This is a genomic window from Streptomyces sp. NPDC060000 (assembly GCF_042737375.1).
In the GTDB taxonomy this organism is placed as follows: Bacteria; Actinomycetota; Actinomycetes; order Streptomycetales; family Streptomycetaceae; genus Streptomyces.
This window is the reverse complement of the sequence record NZ_JBHWUU010000018.1, coordinates 66,943-80,125: the sequence shown is the minus strand read 5'-3', so window position 1 is coordinate 80,125 and position 13,183 is coordinate 66,943. Positions and strand designations below refer to the sequence as shown.

Annotated in this window: 14 protein-coding genes; 8 read left to right on the top strand and 6 right to left on the bottom strand. The window is 69.6% G+C overall.

Going from position 1 to position 13,183, the window contains the following annotated elements; all coding sequences use genetic code 11:
• The first annotated feature begins 17 nt into the window (after window positions 1-17).
• Both metG and ACFWBB_RS12510 read left to right on the top strand, forming a co-directional pair.
• Window positions 18-1,634 (top strand): methionine--tRNA ligase, encoded by a 1,617-nt coding sequence (metG, locus tag ACFWBB_RS12515; RefSeq protein ID WP_385269960.1) that lies wholly within the window; start codon window positions 18-20, stop codon window positions 1,632-1,634.
• Between the two features lie 258 nt (window positions 1,635-1,892).
• The gene (locus ACFWBB_RS12510) at window positions 1,893-2,384 is read left to right on the top strand and encodes a hypothetical protein (protein WP_385269958.1); all 492 of its coding nucleotides are present in this window, start codon (window positions 1,893-1,895) and stop codon (window positions 2,382-2,384) included.
• A gap of 291 nt (window positions 2,385-2,675) precedes the next feature.
• On the opposite strand, the gene ACFWBB_RS12505 is transcribed toward ACFWBB_RS12510, so the two are convergent.
• Together ACFWBB_RS12505 and ACFWBB_RS12500 are read right to left on the bottom strand one after the other, a co-directional pair.
• Window positions 2,676-2,885 (bottom strand): DUF397 domain-containing protein, encoded by a 210-nt coding sequence (locus tag ACFWBB_RS12505; protein WP_385269956.1) that lies wholly within the window; start codon window positions 2,883-2,885, stop codon window positions 2,676-2,678.
• Entirely contained in the window at window positions 2,882-3,757 is an 876-nt protein-coding gene (locus ACFWBB_RS12500; protein ID WP_385269954.1) for a helix-turn-helix domain-containing protein, read from the bottom strand. The genes ACFWBB_RS12505 and ACFWBB_RS12500 overlap by 4 nt, the downstream gene beginning before the upstream one ends.
• Window positions 3,758-3,910: 153 nt before the next feature.
• Here ACFWBB_RS12500 and ACFWBB_RS12495 point away from each other — a divergent pair, with 153 nt between their 5' ends.
• From ACFWBB_RS12495 to ACFWBB_RS12475, 5 genes are all read left to right on the top strand, one after another.
• Window positions 3,911-4,456 carry an ATP-binding protein gene (locus tag ACFWBB_RS12495; RefSeq protein ID WP_385269952.1) on the top strand — a complete coding sequence of 182 codons (546 nt, stop codon included), beginning with the start codon at window positions 3,911-3,913 and terminating at the stop codon, window positions 4,454-4,456.
• Window positions 4,457-4,602: 146 nt separating this feature from the next.
• Window positions 4,603-5,517: a helix-turn-helix domain-containing protein gene (locus ACFWBB_RS12490; protein WP_385269950.1), complete on the top strand. Its 915-nt coding sequence runs from the start codon at window positions 4,603-4,605 to the stop codon at window positions 5,515-5,517.
• Window positions 5,518-5,825: 308 nt separating this feature from the next.
• Complete coding sequence (locus ACFWBB_RS12485; RefSeq protein WP_385269948.1) at window positions 5,826-6,755, top strand: hypothetical protein; 930 nt, start codon at window positions 5,826-5,828, stop codon at window positions 6,753-6,755.
• Between the two features lie 196 nt (window positions 6,756-6,951).
• Complete coding sequence (locus ACFWBB_RS12480) at window positions 6,952-7,299, top strand: hypothetical protein (RefSeq protein ID WP_385269946.1); 348 nt, start codon at window positions 6,952-6,954, stop codon at window positions 7,297-7,299.
• Window positions 7,296-7,553 carry a hypothetical protein gene (locus tag ACFWBB_RS12475; RefSeq protein WP_385269944.1) on the top strand — a complete coding sequence of 86 codons (258 nt, stop codon included), beginning with the start codon at window positions 7,296-7,298 and terminating at the stop codon, window positions 7,551-7,553. The genes ACFWBB_RS12480 and ACFWBB_RS12475 overlap by 4 nt, the downstream gene beginning before the upstream one ends.
• Before the next feature lie 242 nt (window positions 7,554-7,795).
• On the opposite strand, the gene ACFWBB_RS12470 is transcribed toward ACFWBB_RS12475, so the two are convergent.
• On the bottom strand, window positions 7,796-9,139 hold the full coding sequence (locus ACFWBB_RS12470; protein ID WP_385269942.1) for a polysaccharide lyase family 1 protein: 1,344 nt from the start codon (window positions 9,137-9,139) through the stop codon (window positions 7,796-7,798).
• 228 nt (window positions 9,140-9,367) lie between these two features.
• On the opposite strand from ACFWBB_RS12470, the gene ACFWBB_RS12465 reads away from it, so the two are divergent.
• Window positions 9,368-10,045 (top strand): hypothetical protein, encoded by a 678-nt coding sequence (locus ACFWBB_RS12465; protein ID WP_385269940.1) that lies wholly within the window; start codon window positions 9,368-9,370, stop codon window positions 10,043-10,045.
• A 122-nt stretch (window positions 10,046-10,167) separates the two neighbouring features.
• On the opposite strand, the gene ACFWBB_RS12460 is transcribed toward ACFWBB_RS12465, so the two are convergent.
• From ACFWBB_RS12460 to ACFWBB_RS12450, 3 genes are all read right to left on the bottom strand, one after another.
• Window positions 10,168-11,208 (bottom strand): dioxygenase, encoded by a 1,041-nt coding sequence (locus tag ACFWBB_RS12460; RefSeq protein WP_385269938.1) that lies wholly within the window; start codon window positions 11,206-11,208, stop codon window positions 10,168-10,170.
• An 81-nt stretch (window positions 11,209-11,289) separates the two neighbouring features.
• The gene (locus ACFWBB_RS12455; RefSeq protein WP_385269936.1) at window positions 11,290-11,817 is read right to left on the bottom strand and encodes a hypothetical protein; all 528 of its coding nucleotides are present in this window, start codon (window positions 11,815-11,817) and stop codon (window positions 11,290-11,292) included.
• A 182-nt stretch (window positions 11,818-11,999) separates the two neighbouring features.
• Window positions 12,000-12,986 carry an intradiol ring-cleavage dioxygenase gene (locus ACFWBB_RS12450; RefSeq protein WP_385269934.1) on the bottom strand — a complete coding sequence of 329 codons (987 nt, stop codon included), beginning with the start codon at window positions 12,984-12,986 and terminating at the stop codon, window positions 12,000-12,002.
• Between the last annotated feature and the right edge of the window lie 197 nt (window positions 12,987-13,183).

Genomic DNA, 13,183 nt, shown 5'->3' with positions numbered 1-13,183 from the left:
CCAGTAGGATTTCGGGCATGGCGGCCACTGGAACCGAGAAGCAGGGTGGCAAGGCGTTCTACGTCTCCACCCCCATTTACTACGTCAACGACGCTCCTCACCTGGGCCACGCCTATACGACCGTCGCAGGCGACGTGCTCACCCGCTGGCACCGCCAGCGCGGCGAGAAGGTGTGGTACCTCACCGGCACGGACGAGCACGGTCAGAAGATCATGCGCACCGCGGAGGCGAACGGCGTCAGCCCGCAGCAGTGGGCCGACAAGCTCGTCGACGAGTCCTGGCGCCCCCTCTGGGAGCACCTGGAGATCGCGAACGACGACTTCATCCGCACCACGCAGCAGCGGCACACAGACCGCGTCCAGGAGTTCGTGCAGGACCTGTTCGACAAGGGCGAGATCTACAAGGGCGGCTACGAGGGCCCGTACTGCGTCGGCTGCGAGGAGTACAAGCTCCCGGGCGAGCTGCTCGACGGCGAGGGTGACTTCGCAGGTCAGAAGCTGTGCCCCATCCACAAGAAGCCCGTGGAGATCCTCAGCGAGGAGAACTACTTCTTCAAGCTGAGCGCGTACGGCGACAAGCTCCTCGCCCTCTACGAGGCGAACCCCGGCTTCATCCAGCCCGAGTCCGCGCGCAACGAGGTCGTGAACTTCGTCCGGCAGGGCCTCCAGGACCTCTCCATCTCGCGCTCCACCTTCGACTGGGGCATCCCGATCCCGTGGGACCAGAAGCACGTGATCTACGTGTGGGTCGACGCGCTGCTGAACTACGCGACGGCGGTCGGCTACAACGAGAACGAGGAGAAGTTCGAGGCCACCTTCCCGGCCGACGTCCACCTCGTCGGCAAGGACATCCTCCGCTTCCACGCGGTGATCTGGCCCGCGATGCTGATGGCGCAGGGCCTGCCGCTGCCCGGGAAGATCGCCGCGAACGGCTGGCTGATGGTCGGCGGCGAGAAGATGTCGAAGTCGAACCTGACCGGCATCAAGCCGCAGGATCTGACCTCGCACTTCGGCGTGGACGCGTACCGCTGGTACTTCCTGCGCGCCATCGCCTTCGGCCAGGACGGCTCGTTCTCGTGGGAGGACTTCTCCGCCCGCTACACGAGCGAGCTGGCGAACGACTACGGCAACCTCGCCTCCCGCGTCGCCGCGATGGTCGGCAAGTACTTCGACGGCGTCCTGCCCGAGGCCACCGCCGACGGCGAGGCCGAGAAGGCGCTGCACGACGGTCTGGCGAACGCGGTCGCGGTGGCCGACCGGAAGATCGGCGAGGAGCTGGACTTCCAGGGCGGCATCCTGGCCGTCTTCGAGTTCGTCAAGCAGGTCAACGGCTACATCACGGAGCAGGAGCCGTGGAAGGTCGCCAAGGACGACTCGGCCGAGGGCCGGGCCCGCCTCGCGACCATCCTCTACACCGCGGCGGAGTCCCTCCGTGGTGTCGCCGTGCTGCTGAACCCCGTCATGCCGGACACCTCCCAGAAGCTGTGGGACTCGCTGGGCGCCGAGGCGGTCCTGGGTGCTCTCGCGGACCAGCGGGTCCAGGAGGCGGGCGCCTGGGGCACGCTCCCGGCCGGTACGACGGTCACCAAGGGAGCGGTTCTCTTCCCGCGCCTGGAGGAGAAGCCGACCGCGTAACGCGTCGACGACCGACCAGGGGGTCCGTGGACGCATCGCCTCCCGGACCCTGGCCAGGGTCTCCCGGACCAGGGAACGCATCGCCTCCCGGACCCTGGCCAGGGTCTCCCGGACCAGGGGACGCATCGCCTCCCGGGCCCTGGCCGGGGTCTCCCGGACTCTGGCCGGAAGACGGACCCCGGTCGGAAGATCTGGAGGAAGCGCCGTAGAGGTTCCCCCGGCTCCGGCGTGTTCCCGCCAAGCCGTATGGTTTCCGCCATGGCAGTCCCCAACGTCATTCCGATCGCCTATGAGCCGAAGCACCGCACCGAGTCCATCGGGCGGTACGCGGACGGCCAGTTCCTCGCGTCGGTCACCTACGCCTTCCCCGAAGGGTTCCGTCTCGACGACGGCTGGGAAGAGCACAAACGCCTCTACACCGTGCTGCACACCTTCGACGCGGACGGCACCTACCGCGACTCGGACATCTGGTGTGCCGGCACCTGGGCCGGGCAGCAGCGCGACCCGCACGGCGACCACTCGGTCCTCACCCGGGCCCGCGTCCGCCTGGCCACCCTCCTGCGCAGCCTGCCCCGCCGCTCCTACACGGACATCGCCGTCCGCCCCTTCCAACTCACCTTCGAGGGAGTCCTGTTCGGTCTGGTGATCCGCGAGGACAAGGACGAGGACGGCAACCCCGAGACCTGGGCGGAGCTCTACCCGGACCGTCTGGGCTTCACCGAGCCGTGGGACGGCACGTACGACACGTGACCACCCCGACCCGAACCGTTCACGTGGTTCCGTGAGCCTTTCCCCCGCTCAGGACCCCGACCCAGCTCGTGGTCGCCGACTCGTCGGCTGATCGCCTGTCGATCGCTCCTAACGCCCGGCGAAGCCGGCCGATGATGCCTCGCGCGAAGGCACGAGCTGTTACACGCACCCCCCTCAGAAGCCCCCGGTGGGATCCGACGACGTGCTGTCCTCCCAGCCGGACGCCCTGTTCGATCTGTAAGGCATGCACCGCGGGACCTCGCCTCGCGCGGGGCGAAGGCAGTTACGGGCTCAGCTTCCCGATGCGTACGTCATGAAGGCCGTCCAGGCATCGGGCCTGAGTGCGAGCCGGGGGCCGTCGGCGTTCTTGGAGTCGCGGACATGGACTGCGCCGGGGGTGACTGCAAGCTCGACGCAGGAGTTGCCGTCGTTGCCGCTGCTGTAGCTGCTCTTGAACCACGCCAGCCCGGAGGCGTCCCCGGCAGTGGTCTTGCGGATCATGTCTCTCCCAGCAGTTGTTCGATGAAGGCCAACGACTCCCGTGGCGAGAGAGCCTGAGCCCGGATGGTGCCATACCGCAGCTCAAGGATGCGCAGGTGTTTGGGTTCTGAGGTCGGCCGACCATTGAACGCTCCATCGGAGCGGCCTACTACCGACCCGTCTGCGAACTTCAGCAACTCGATCTTGCCGTCCATGCCGGAGTGCGTCTCGCACTTCAACGGCATCACCTGAAGAACGACGTTGTGCAGCCGACCCACCTCCAACAAACGTTCGAGCTGCTGGCGCAACACCATTGTGCCCCCGATCGGACGGCGCAGGGCTGCCTCTTCCAGGACGAAGCTGAGTGCGGGCGCGGGTGAACGATCGTAGATCGACGAACGAGCCGCGCGTGCGGCAACCATCCGCTCAACCTCGTCCGGGGAGTAAGGAGGCTGCATGGCTTCGAACAGGGCACGTGCGTGGTCGGGGACCTGCAAGAGCCCGTTGATGCCGTTGCTCTCATAGATGCCGATCTCAACCGCCTGCGCCTCCAACTTGGCCAGCTCTCGAACCTTCTTCGGATACCGGACCTTCTTCACGTCCTCCCAGGCCGCCGCGATGAGCCCGTCCGCGCCCAGCACCTCGTCGGCCTTGTCCAGGTACTCCTGCCGAGGGATCCGCTTCCCGCCCTCGATCTTGTACACCAAGTCCTCGCCGTAGCCGACCGCCTCCCCGAACTCGGCGGCCCGCATCCCCACCGCCTCGCGCCGCAGCCTCAACTGCCGCCCCACGGTGGTGATGACGGCCACCCCCCACTCGTCGTCCGGGTCCACCTCCCACCCCGGCTCGTCCGCCTCGGTCCTGAGTCGTCGTACCTCGCCGTCCACCGACATGCCACGCCCTCCGTCGTCCCGCCGTGCCGCAACGCCCGTACCCGTAGGGCCTGCTCCGACAGCCCGGACAACAGTGGACAAGGTCCGGACAGTCACCCTACGCATCGGCGTCGTCACTGTTCACGGTAAGCACGCACGGCCACGCTCAGTGACGTGAACCAGGAAATCTCCACCCAACTCCACCCCCCGACCCGTCACTTCAGCGTCCTGCTGTCCCCCACACCACGCGGCGCCCGCCTCGCTCGCCTCCTCGCCACGGAGTGGCTGCACAGCTGGCACCTGCCACATCACGCCACCGAGGCCGCAGAACACCTCGTCGCCGAGCTCACGGCGAACGCCGCCACCCACGGACGCCTCCCCGGACGCGACTTCCGCCTCGCGCTCCTGGCGCGCAGCGCGACCCTCCGCATCGAGGTGACGGACACCCGCGGTGACGACCTCCCGCACCGCCGGCCACCGACCCCCGATGCCGAATCCGGGCGCGGCCTGCTCCTCGTCGAGGCCCTCGCCAACCGCTGGGGCGTCGAACTCGGCCCCGTCCCCCGCAAGACCGTTTGGGCCGAACTCGACCTCTCACCGGAGTTCAGAAACCTGTGCTCCGGTGGCTCGGGCGCTCTCCTCCAAGAAACACGAGAGGGAAAGAAACCGCACCAAGCCCCACCCCTCCCGCCCACGGCGCACGCTCACTCGCGCGAGTGAACATCACCAACTCAGCTGGATTCGGTACCGGTTGCCTGCTCTACGCTCAGCGCGACACAGCACAACCCCCGGACATACGACGGCCCTCGCAGGGACTGGCATCCCGTTGCGAGGGCCTGACCACCAAGGAAGTCAGACCCTTCCCGATGGACACCCAAAACCCTAGCCTGCCCCCGCACGCCCAGTCCCGTATCAGCGGGAAAAACCACCCTCCCCGTCGCGCCTCCACGGCAGCGCACTCCGGCGGAGTCGTCCACGACAACACCCGCCACACCACCCGCTTCACCGTGATCGGCAACCACCTCGCCCAGCACCCCGACCTCTCGGGGCTCGCCATCGGGCTGGCCGTGCACATCCAGTCCCTCCCCGCCGGCGCCCGCGTCGACATCAAGACCCTCGCCGCCCGCTTCCCCGAGGGCACGACCCGTATCGCCGCAGCCCTGCGCGAACTGGAGACCCACGGCTACCTGCGCCGCCCCCGCGAGCGCACCGAGAGCGGCCGCATCGTCACCCGCACCGTCTCCTGCAACCAGCCCGGCCGCCGTGACACCCCGGCCGACACCTCGAACAGGCCCACCCGACGTCCTGCCCAGGACAAGCCTCCGCCTCGCCGCAAGCTCCTTCCCGCCGTGCCCCAGCCCTCGTACACCTCCCCCACCCTCCTCCAGGCGGCCATCGACCTCCTCGCCGGCCTCCGCCGCGCGGACCCCCGCCTCCTCCTCTCCGTCACCGACGCCGAGCACCTCGCCCCCGGTGTCGCCGCCTGGCTGGAGCGCGACCTCACCCCCACCGTCGTACGCCACGCCCTGGTCAGCGACCTGCCGGCCGAGCCCCTGTACCGCCCGGCCGCCCTCCTGGCCCACCGCCTGACCGCCCAGCTCCCACCACTGCCGCCCTACCGGGCCCCCGAGCAGCCCCCGCCCGTCCGGCATCCCCTCCACAACTGCGACACCTGCGACCGCGCCTTCTGCGGCCCGGAACCGGGATCCTGCCGAGCGTGCGCATCAGTGGGCGGAATCGCCGAAATCCCCGGCACCGCCGGAGCCGCACCGGCAAGATGACCCGCACTGCCCCGCCCTCACCGCTATGAGGACGTTCTCCCGCACCCGACAGGACCTCACGTGCTGCCCTCCTTCGCCGCGAACAAATTCCTAAGGAGGAGTTCGGCATCTCTCCGGTCAGAGTCGGCTATCGGCCCGTCAGCCACGTCTTCCGGTCCGGTCTCATGACACCGGAGGAACGGACATACGTTCATGGAACGGGGTGTGTGGGACGACTGGTGGCAGCGCTGTCGACTGCCTGACCAGGCGGACGGATCGCCGTCCGAGCAGAGCGCCGCTCCGGCGCGCGGATACCTGGAGGTGCGACTGTGACGACCGGCGACAGCTGGCGCGAGCGCAGGCGCTCGATTCTGGGGGCCGAGGGGGCAGCCGAGATCGCGGCGTCCCTCCTCGAAGAGATGGGCACCGAGGACCGGGACGACGAGGAGATCGAGGCCGAGCACCATGCGAGTCGCCTCGCGGCGGTGCGCGAGTACGATCCGGAGGCCCGTCTCGACGAAGTGCTCCAGCTCCGCCTCACCGGCCCGGACACCGAAGCCGGCGCCCTGCGCTTCCAATGGGGTGACGCCCTCCTCCATCCTGTGGAGGCGGCGGTCTCCATGGCCGCGGGCACGCCCGTCGAACTGGAGCTCACCGGTATCTCGGCGGGCAGCACGGTGGTGCACGCACGGCCGGTCGCTCCCGTGCTCTCACCTGAGGCGCACGCATTGGACACGCCCGCTACCTCCGCGGCGAGTACTGGCATGAGCACACTCACCAAGCTGTTGTCGGCGCTGGAGTCCGAGAGCGACGTCCGCGAGTGGGCTCGGCTCTTCGACGCGGTGGAGGCACTGTCCCGTGCCTTGGGCAAGTACCGCCTCGACCTGGGTGTGACCTGGTACGACGCAGAAGGCGGCGCTCGTCGGGCGCAGCTGACCGAAAGAGGCAGGCGCTACGTGGAACTGCTCCGGGAGACCAGGGACCGCGATCAGGAGATGGTGATCTCCGGCCGCATCACGGAACTACGCGAAAGCGGCTGGGTGAAGGTCAAGACAGGCACGGCCAAGAACGCGTACGCCTACGACGTCCGTTTCGAGGAGCCCGAGGAACTGCTGCGCATGCGTCCAGGTCTCGGGGACAACGTCCATTTCCGAGTTCGCTTCCGACAGCGGCTGGACTCCGTGGGTATCGCCCGGTCCACTGAGTACACCTACCTGGGACCGGCCGCCGAACAGATCTCGCTTCCCCTCGAATCCTGAGCGAGTCGTGGGCGAGTCCGCCGTACCGCTCCGCCACCGCCGGGCCCTCGCACTCGCCCCCGCAATGCCGTTCGGGCCGAAGCAGGACTCTCACCGAACTTCAGAGGCCTGGCATCCGGGTCCGGCTCCGCCGGCGACCCGGCTCCTCAACAGTCCCGGCCGGATATTCTGGCCGGGGCACCCCCTGGAGGACACCATGAGCATTCAGGCCGATCACGGACACGAGCTGATCCCGCGTCCCGAGCAGACTCCCGATGCCCTGCGTGCCGCCCTGGCCGTCCTCGCCCCCGGGCGTCTGGGAGAGATGCAGAGCACGAAGGACGAAGCCTTCGCGAAGGCGGTCGAGTGGCAGTCGCTGAGTCCCGTACGAAGCTGGGTCCTCGCCTGGGCCAGGGACGTCGAGATCGCCCGCCGCCCCGATCTGTCCGTCCGCCACGCTCGTGCGAAGAGCAACCTGGAGCACGAGGATCCCGTCGTCGCTCAGGACGCCCTGCGGGAACTGGGCGACGTCCTGGACGAAGCCATGAAAGCAGTGCGCGAGTGAGCTGGAAGTGGGAGTACGCCTTCGGCGCGGAGGAAGCTTCCCGCACCGCTCCCGCAGATTTCCTGACCGGTGTCGAAAGAATGGCGAACGAGCTGGTCAGGGCTGCCGAGGCGCTCCACGTCCATGGCCGGGCCCATGCCGGGGTCGACCCGAAGGGCGGAGATGTCATCGTTCCCGGCGGCATGTTCACGTACCAGGTCGTCGTGCGCAGCGAACGGGTCTACGTCGTGCAGATCACCTATCTCGGCTTCTGAGATGCGGAGGCTGCCTGGAACACGGAGGCCACGTCCGCGGCCGGTTCAGTGCGGCCTGACCATCCTCCGGTCGCTGTTCCACAAGCGCACTGCGCACCCGTGAAACGCGTCCTCTTGCAGCAGCGAACCGTAGCCCACGAGGTCATGCGCCTTGCGTGAACCGCCTCCTGGGCGCATGCGAGGCAGGCGAACGCGAGGGCCGGGGGCTCGTGGTCTCCCGGCCCTCGCGTGTATGGGGGGTGCTACTTCAGAACGCCCGCGCCCGTGGTCGTCCCCAGCGACGTCGGCAGGTTCTTCGCCGAGGTCTCCAGGCCCGCCGTCAGGGTCGGGGTCCAGTTGACCGTGGTCTTCAGGTCCTTGGACGAGGCGGCGTTGTACGCGGCGACGAGGTCGGTGGCCGTGCCGTTGACGAGGTTGCCGGTGCCCTTGACCGCGCCGGTTCCGTCGCCGCTGAGGAGCTTGGCGACCTTGCCGCCGGCCGGGACCTTCCAGTAGTTGTTCTCCGCGACGACCTGGGCCTTGGCGCGGGAGTTGATGCTGTACTGCGTCGCGTAACCGTTGAGGGTCGTCACGTCGTAGTAGTTGTTGTAGATGTGCACCTGGCCGACCCGGGCCAGCGGGGCGCGCTGGACGATGCCCTTCCAGATGTTGTGGTGGATGGAGACACGCAGCTTGCCCGAGGGCTCGCTGTCGCTGCTGCCGATCAGCATCGTCTTGTCGTGGTTGGTGAACTGGTTGCGCGAGACGGTCACCAGGTCCGAGCTCTTGGTGATGTCCAGGGCGCCGTCGTGGATCTGGTACTCGCGGCCGTAGTACTTGGGGTTGGCGCTGTCGAGGTGGGGCGCGTCGGTGAACGTGTTGTGGTCGGCCCAGACGTGGGTCGCGCCGCGCAGGGTGACGGAGTCGTAGGCGGAGTTCCAGTTGCCGTCGTCGCCGTCGGTCGGGTCCCACTGCGGGAAGCAGTCCTCGGTGGCGGCGAAGTTCAGGTTGCGGACGATGACGTTGTCCACGTTCTGGACCTGGAGCATGCCGCCGGATATCCCGGCAGCCGTACCCGGCACACCGACGACGGTCGTGTTGGCCGGCACCCTGAAGACGATGTTCTTCGCCTGCTTGGTCTGGGCGGCGGCGCGGGCCTTCTCCTGGGTGCCGGAGGGCAGCTTGGAGGTGCCGTACGAGGAGGGGTCGTACGCCTTCAGATAGGCGGAGAGCGAGTAGCCCGTACCCGACGCGTAGTCGGCGCAGGTCAGCTTCTTGCCCGCGTCGTTCGTGTTGGCGTCGATCGTGCCCTTGATCTTGATGATCCGCGGGGTGGTGTCGGTCGCGGACCCGAGCGCCTTCACCAGTTCGGCGCGGGTGGCGACGGTGAAGGTGTGCGCGGCGTCGGCCTTGGTGCCACCGGTGGTGCCCGTGCCGGAGGAGGCCCAGCCGTCCTTGGCGGCGAGCGTCTGGTGGTACAGGTCGACGGTCCCGGCGTTCGCGTTCATCACGACGACACCGGCGCCGACACCCGCGGCCACGGCGGCGGCGGTGACGACGAGGGCGCGGCGCGAGCGGAGGGACCGGCGGTGGGAGGGAGCTGGCACGGGGGATCCTTACGGGGAGGAGCGGGCTTACGTCCTGTCAGTGGTCGCCGCCGCGTGAAGAGTTGCCGCACGGTGTGGGTTTTTTTCGCCGTCTCGGAAGACGATCGCCAAGGGCGTGGACATCTTCGAGGTGCACGCGGCCCTCACGCAGTCCGTGGCGGAGCGGAGGCCGCCCTCCTGCCACCGCAACCGGCACGACAGCCCGGTCACACCTGGTACGACTACTCGGTGGACCTTCTCCGACCGCACCTCCGGCTCCTCGCCGAGGTCTTCGACGTGGCCGCCGCCGGCGCCCCCTGGGCGCTGGCCGGCGGCTACGCCCTCGAGGCGCACGAACTGCTGCAACGCCCGCACGCGAACGTGGACTTGGCGACGGAGAGCGCGGAGCCGATGCCCCGTCTCGCCGAGGCGCTGGGCGCGGCGCTCACCGCCCGGGGCCGCCACGAGGCGACGCCGACGGACTCGGACCCGCTGTCCGCGCACCTGTCCGTGCTGGACCGCACCACGGACACGGTCCTCCGGTTGGCCCTGCACAAGGAGACCTTCTGGAGCCCGCCCGTCGCGACCCTCTACGGTCCGGCGCTCTCGCTCCCGGACGCCGTGGGTACGAAGGTCCGGGCGCTCTACGACCGTGGTCTGGCCGTCGACCTGATCGACGCGAGGGCGGCGTCCGCCCGCTTCACCCACCCCGACCTGGAGGAACTGGCCCGTCGCCACGCCCGGGACGACTTCGACCTGCCCACCCTCCAGGCCCGTCTGACGGGCACGGACCACTACCCGGACTCGGCGTTCACGTCGTACGGCCTGACCGTCGACCAGCTCACTGACCTGCGCGCGTGGGCCCAGAGCTGGTCGACGGACATCGCGGAACGCCTCCTGGAGGAGGGGGCTTCACCGGACGAGTGACCGGCCGAAGGCCCCAGCCGCCCGGATCTACCGGATCAACCGGGTCTGCCGGCTCGACCGGTCTGCCGGCTCGAGCGGTCAGCCCCGTCAGCCCCGTCATCCGGGTCATCCGGGTCAACCGGTCAGCTGGAGGTGGCCGACGCCTCGGCCGACGCCGTCTCGGACGCGCCCGGCTGGACGGCCTCGTCGGTGCCCTCGTGGGTGGCGTCGGGTTCGACGCCCATGGTGATCGAGGCGACGACACCCTTGGCGATGTTCTTCTTGTTGTACTTCAGCTTGAGCAGACCGCCCTGGACGCCGCTCTGGTCGTAGATCGTGTCCTCGGTGAGGGTCGTGCGCTCGGTGGTGCTGGTGGAGTACGGCTCCACCTCGGCCGAGGCGAGCACGGACTCCTCGTCGAAGAAGAACTGGCCGGTGTGGCAGGTGTTGCCGCCCTCGTAACCGGCGTCGGTCCACTCGCCGTTGAGATGCACCTTGGTGTGGATGTGGACGGTGCGACCCCGGTACCAGCCGGGGAAGACCGTCTTGAAGGTGACCCGTCCCTGGCGGTCGGTCTTCCACGTCCCGCGCAGATAGCGCTCGTCGTCGGTGGGCTCCTCGTGCGCACCGCCACCGCCGCCACCGGACGGCGGCTCACCCGTCGGGGTGCCGGTCGGAACGTCGGTCGGCGTTCCGGTGGGAGTGCCGGAGGGCGCGTCGGTGGGAGCGCCGCCGCCTCCGCCACCGGTGGAGAGGCTCTCGTAACCGGAGTAGATGCCGAGGGCGTCGCAGTGCCAGACGTCGACGGCGGCGTTCACGACGGGCTTGCAGGTCTCGGAGTCGATCACTTTGAGGGCGAGGGTGAGCGGGATGCCCTCCTTGTCCTCGGTGATGTCCTGGCGGAGCTTGTCCGCGTCGATGTAGTACGGGCCTTCGGTGGTCTCGGTGGTGAGCTTGTAGCAGGCCTCACCCGCACTGGCGGAGGCGGCGGCCCTGGGCTTGGTGCCGCCCTTCTCCCCGGCGAACGCACCGGCGGCGAGCGCCCCGCCCGCCCCGACGGCGACGGCCGCGCCCGCACCGGCGGCGACCACCTTCCGGCGGGTCAGGTCACGCTTGTGCCTGGGGCCCTGGACGTCATTCTCGGTACCGGCTGTGTTCGCTGTGTTTTCTGAGTTTCCCGTCATGGCCGCGAAGCTAGGAGGCGGGTCTGTCAGGGGCGTGGGAACGACCTGTGGAATTCCAAGGGCAGGTAAAGAAGCGCCGGGTCAGGGACCCGATTTCGACCCGCTTGCGGCGAAGGCATGCGCCTGGCGCGCACCCGCCCCGGCCGGACGACGAGCCCCGGGCGCCCTGTCCTCGACCGGGGCCGGGCCGAGTCCCAACGCCGCGCGCGCCACCCGGAGATGCTCCAGCCCCTCCCTCGCCACCCGCGTGACCTCCCCGTACTCCGTCGCCGTACGGGCGCCGGCCAGCTGGGTCCGCGCCACTCGATGACATTCCGCCGCGCTGGTCAGCGCCCGCCCCGCCGACTCTTCCGCGCCCGCCCAGGCCCGCGCGTCCGGCGGGACCAGGCCGCCGCCCAGTCGTATCAGCCAGTGGTTCGCCTCCACCTCCGCGTCCAGGTCGGACAACCCGGACGAACCAGGTGGACCGGAGGAGCCGGAGGAACCGGAGAGGCCGGCCGGACCGGACGGGCTCCGGGTGCGCGCCGCGCGGCGCCGGGCCGCCACCCCCACCACCGCACCGGCGATCAGCAGGACCGAGAGCGTGATCATGAACTGCGTGGATCCCATGGCTGTGGCTTCCTCCCTTGCCCCGTCGGCCCGTGCCGCGGCGTACCGCTATGAGACGACGCGCCGCTGTGCTCCCCCCTCGGGCTTCCTGTGCTGCTCCGGTGAGGTTTCCAGGAGCGGTTCGCACGAAGAGGGCCACGCCCCCGAAGCGCAGGTCGGGGGGCGTGGCCCGGAGAAATCCGTCAACTCCCGGAAGCGGAGGGTGAAGCCGACGCGGAGGCGGAATCCGACGCCGAGGCCGACGTGCTCGGCTGCGGCGGCGCTCCCTGGCCGTCCTCCGTCGCCTCCGGGTCGACGCCGACCGTGATCGACCCGTGGACGCCCCTCGCGATGTGCCGCTTGTCGTAGCGCAGCTTCAGCAGGCCGCCCTGGGTGCCGCTCTGGTCGTAGATCGTGTCCTCGGTGAGGGTCATGCGCTCGGCGGTGTTGCTCGCGTACGGCTCCACCAGCGCGGAGGCCAGCACGGACTCCTCGTCGAAGAAGAACTGGCCGGTGTGGCAGGTGTGGCCGCCCTCGTAACCGGCGTCGGTCCACTCGCCGTCCACGTGCACCTTGACGTGGATGTGGACACACCGGCCCCGGTACCAGCCGGGGAAGACCGTCCGGAAGGTCACCTGGCCGTGCCGGTCCGTCCGCCAGGTGCCGCGCAGATAGCGGCTGTCGTCCGTGGGCTCCTGGTGGCCGCCCCCGCCTCCCGGGGGCCCCCCGGTGGGCGCGCCGCTCGGGGGTTCGCCGGTCGGCTCCCCGGTCGGGGCGGGGCCGCCGCCTCCGCCACCGCCGTTGCCCTGGTTCTCGTAGCCCGAGTACACCCCCGCCGCGTCGCAGTGCCAGATGTCGACCGCCGCGTTCCGGATCGGCCTGCAGCTCTCCGAGTCGATCACCTTCAGGCCGAGGAGGAGCGGGATGCCCTCCCGGTCCTCCGTGACGTCCCGGCGGATCTTGTCGGCGTCGATGTAGTAGGGGCCCTCGACCGTCTCCGAGGTCAGGCGGTAGCAGACCTCGCCATCGGAGCCGGCCCCGGCTCCCGCAGGTCTGCCCTGCTCACCGGCGGCGCCCGCCGCGAAGGCGGTGCCGCCCAGGCCCGCGGCCGCGATGCCGCCCGCGGCGACGGCCACGACCTTGCGGCGCGACAAGTCCTGTTCGCTGTGTGGTTTCTGAGACTCCGTCATGAGGCCGGGACGCTAGGGACGAAACCTGTCAGGAGCATAAGGAGGGGCTGTCAGTTCCCCGGGAAAACGAAAGTGGCCCGGGGCCGGCGGCGGGTGCGGGGCCCGTTAGGTGAGTGGGGCGGGGACGGGGGGGGAGGCCCGCCGACGCAACATCGGGGGGGGGGGGGGGCCCGGCCGGCACCCGGGCCGTCGTCGTC

What these genes read in the sequence shown, in the direction of transcription:
- metG (WP_385269960.1), top strand. Translation starts at nt 18, where the DNA reads ATGGCGGCCACTGGAACCGAGAAGCAGGGTGGCAAGGCGTTCTACGTC.
- ACFWBB_RS12510 (WP_385269958.1), top strand. Translation starts at nt 1,893, where the DNA reads ATGGCAGTCCCCAACGTCATTCCGATCGCCTATGAGCCGAAGCACCGC.
- ACFWBB_RS12505 (WP_385269956.1), bottom strand. Translation starts at nt 2,885, where the DNA reads ATGATCCGCAAGACCACTGCCGGGGACGCCTCCGGGCTGGCGTGGTTC.
- ACFWBB_RS12500 (WP_385269954.1), bottom strand. Translation starts at nt 3,757, where the DNA reads ATGTCGGTGGACGGCGAGGTACGACGACTCAGGACCGAGGCGGACGAG.
- ACFWBB_RS12490 (WP_385269950.1), top strand. Translation starts at nt 4,603, where the DNA reads ATGGACACCCAAAACCCTAGCCTGCCCCCGCACGCCCAGTCCCGTATC.
- ACFWBB_RS12480 (WP_385269946.1), top strand. Translation starts at nt 6,952, where the DNA reads ATGAGCATTCAGGCCGATCACGGACACGAGCTGATCCCGCGTCCCGAG.
- ACFWBB_RS12460 (WP_385269938.1), bottom strand. Translation starts at nt 11,208, where the DNA reads ATGACGGGAAACTCAGAAAACACAGCGAACACAGCCGGTACCGAGAAT.
- ACFWBB_RS12455 (WP_385269936.1), bottom strand. Translation starts at nt 11,817, where the DNA reads ATGGGATCCACGCAGTTCATGATCACGCTCTCGGTCCTGCTGATCGCC.
- ACFWBB_RS12450 (WP_385269934.1), bottom strand. Translation starts at nt 12,986, where the DNA reads ATGACGGAGTCTCAGAAACCACACAGCGAACAGGACTTGTCGCGCCGC.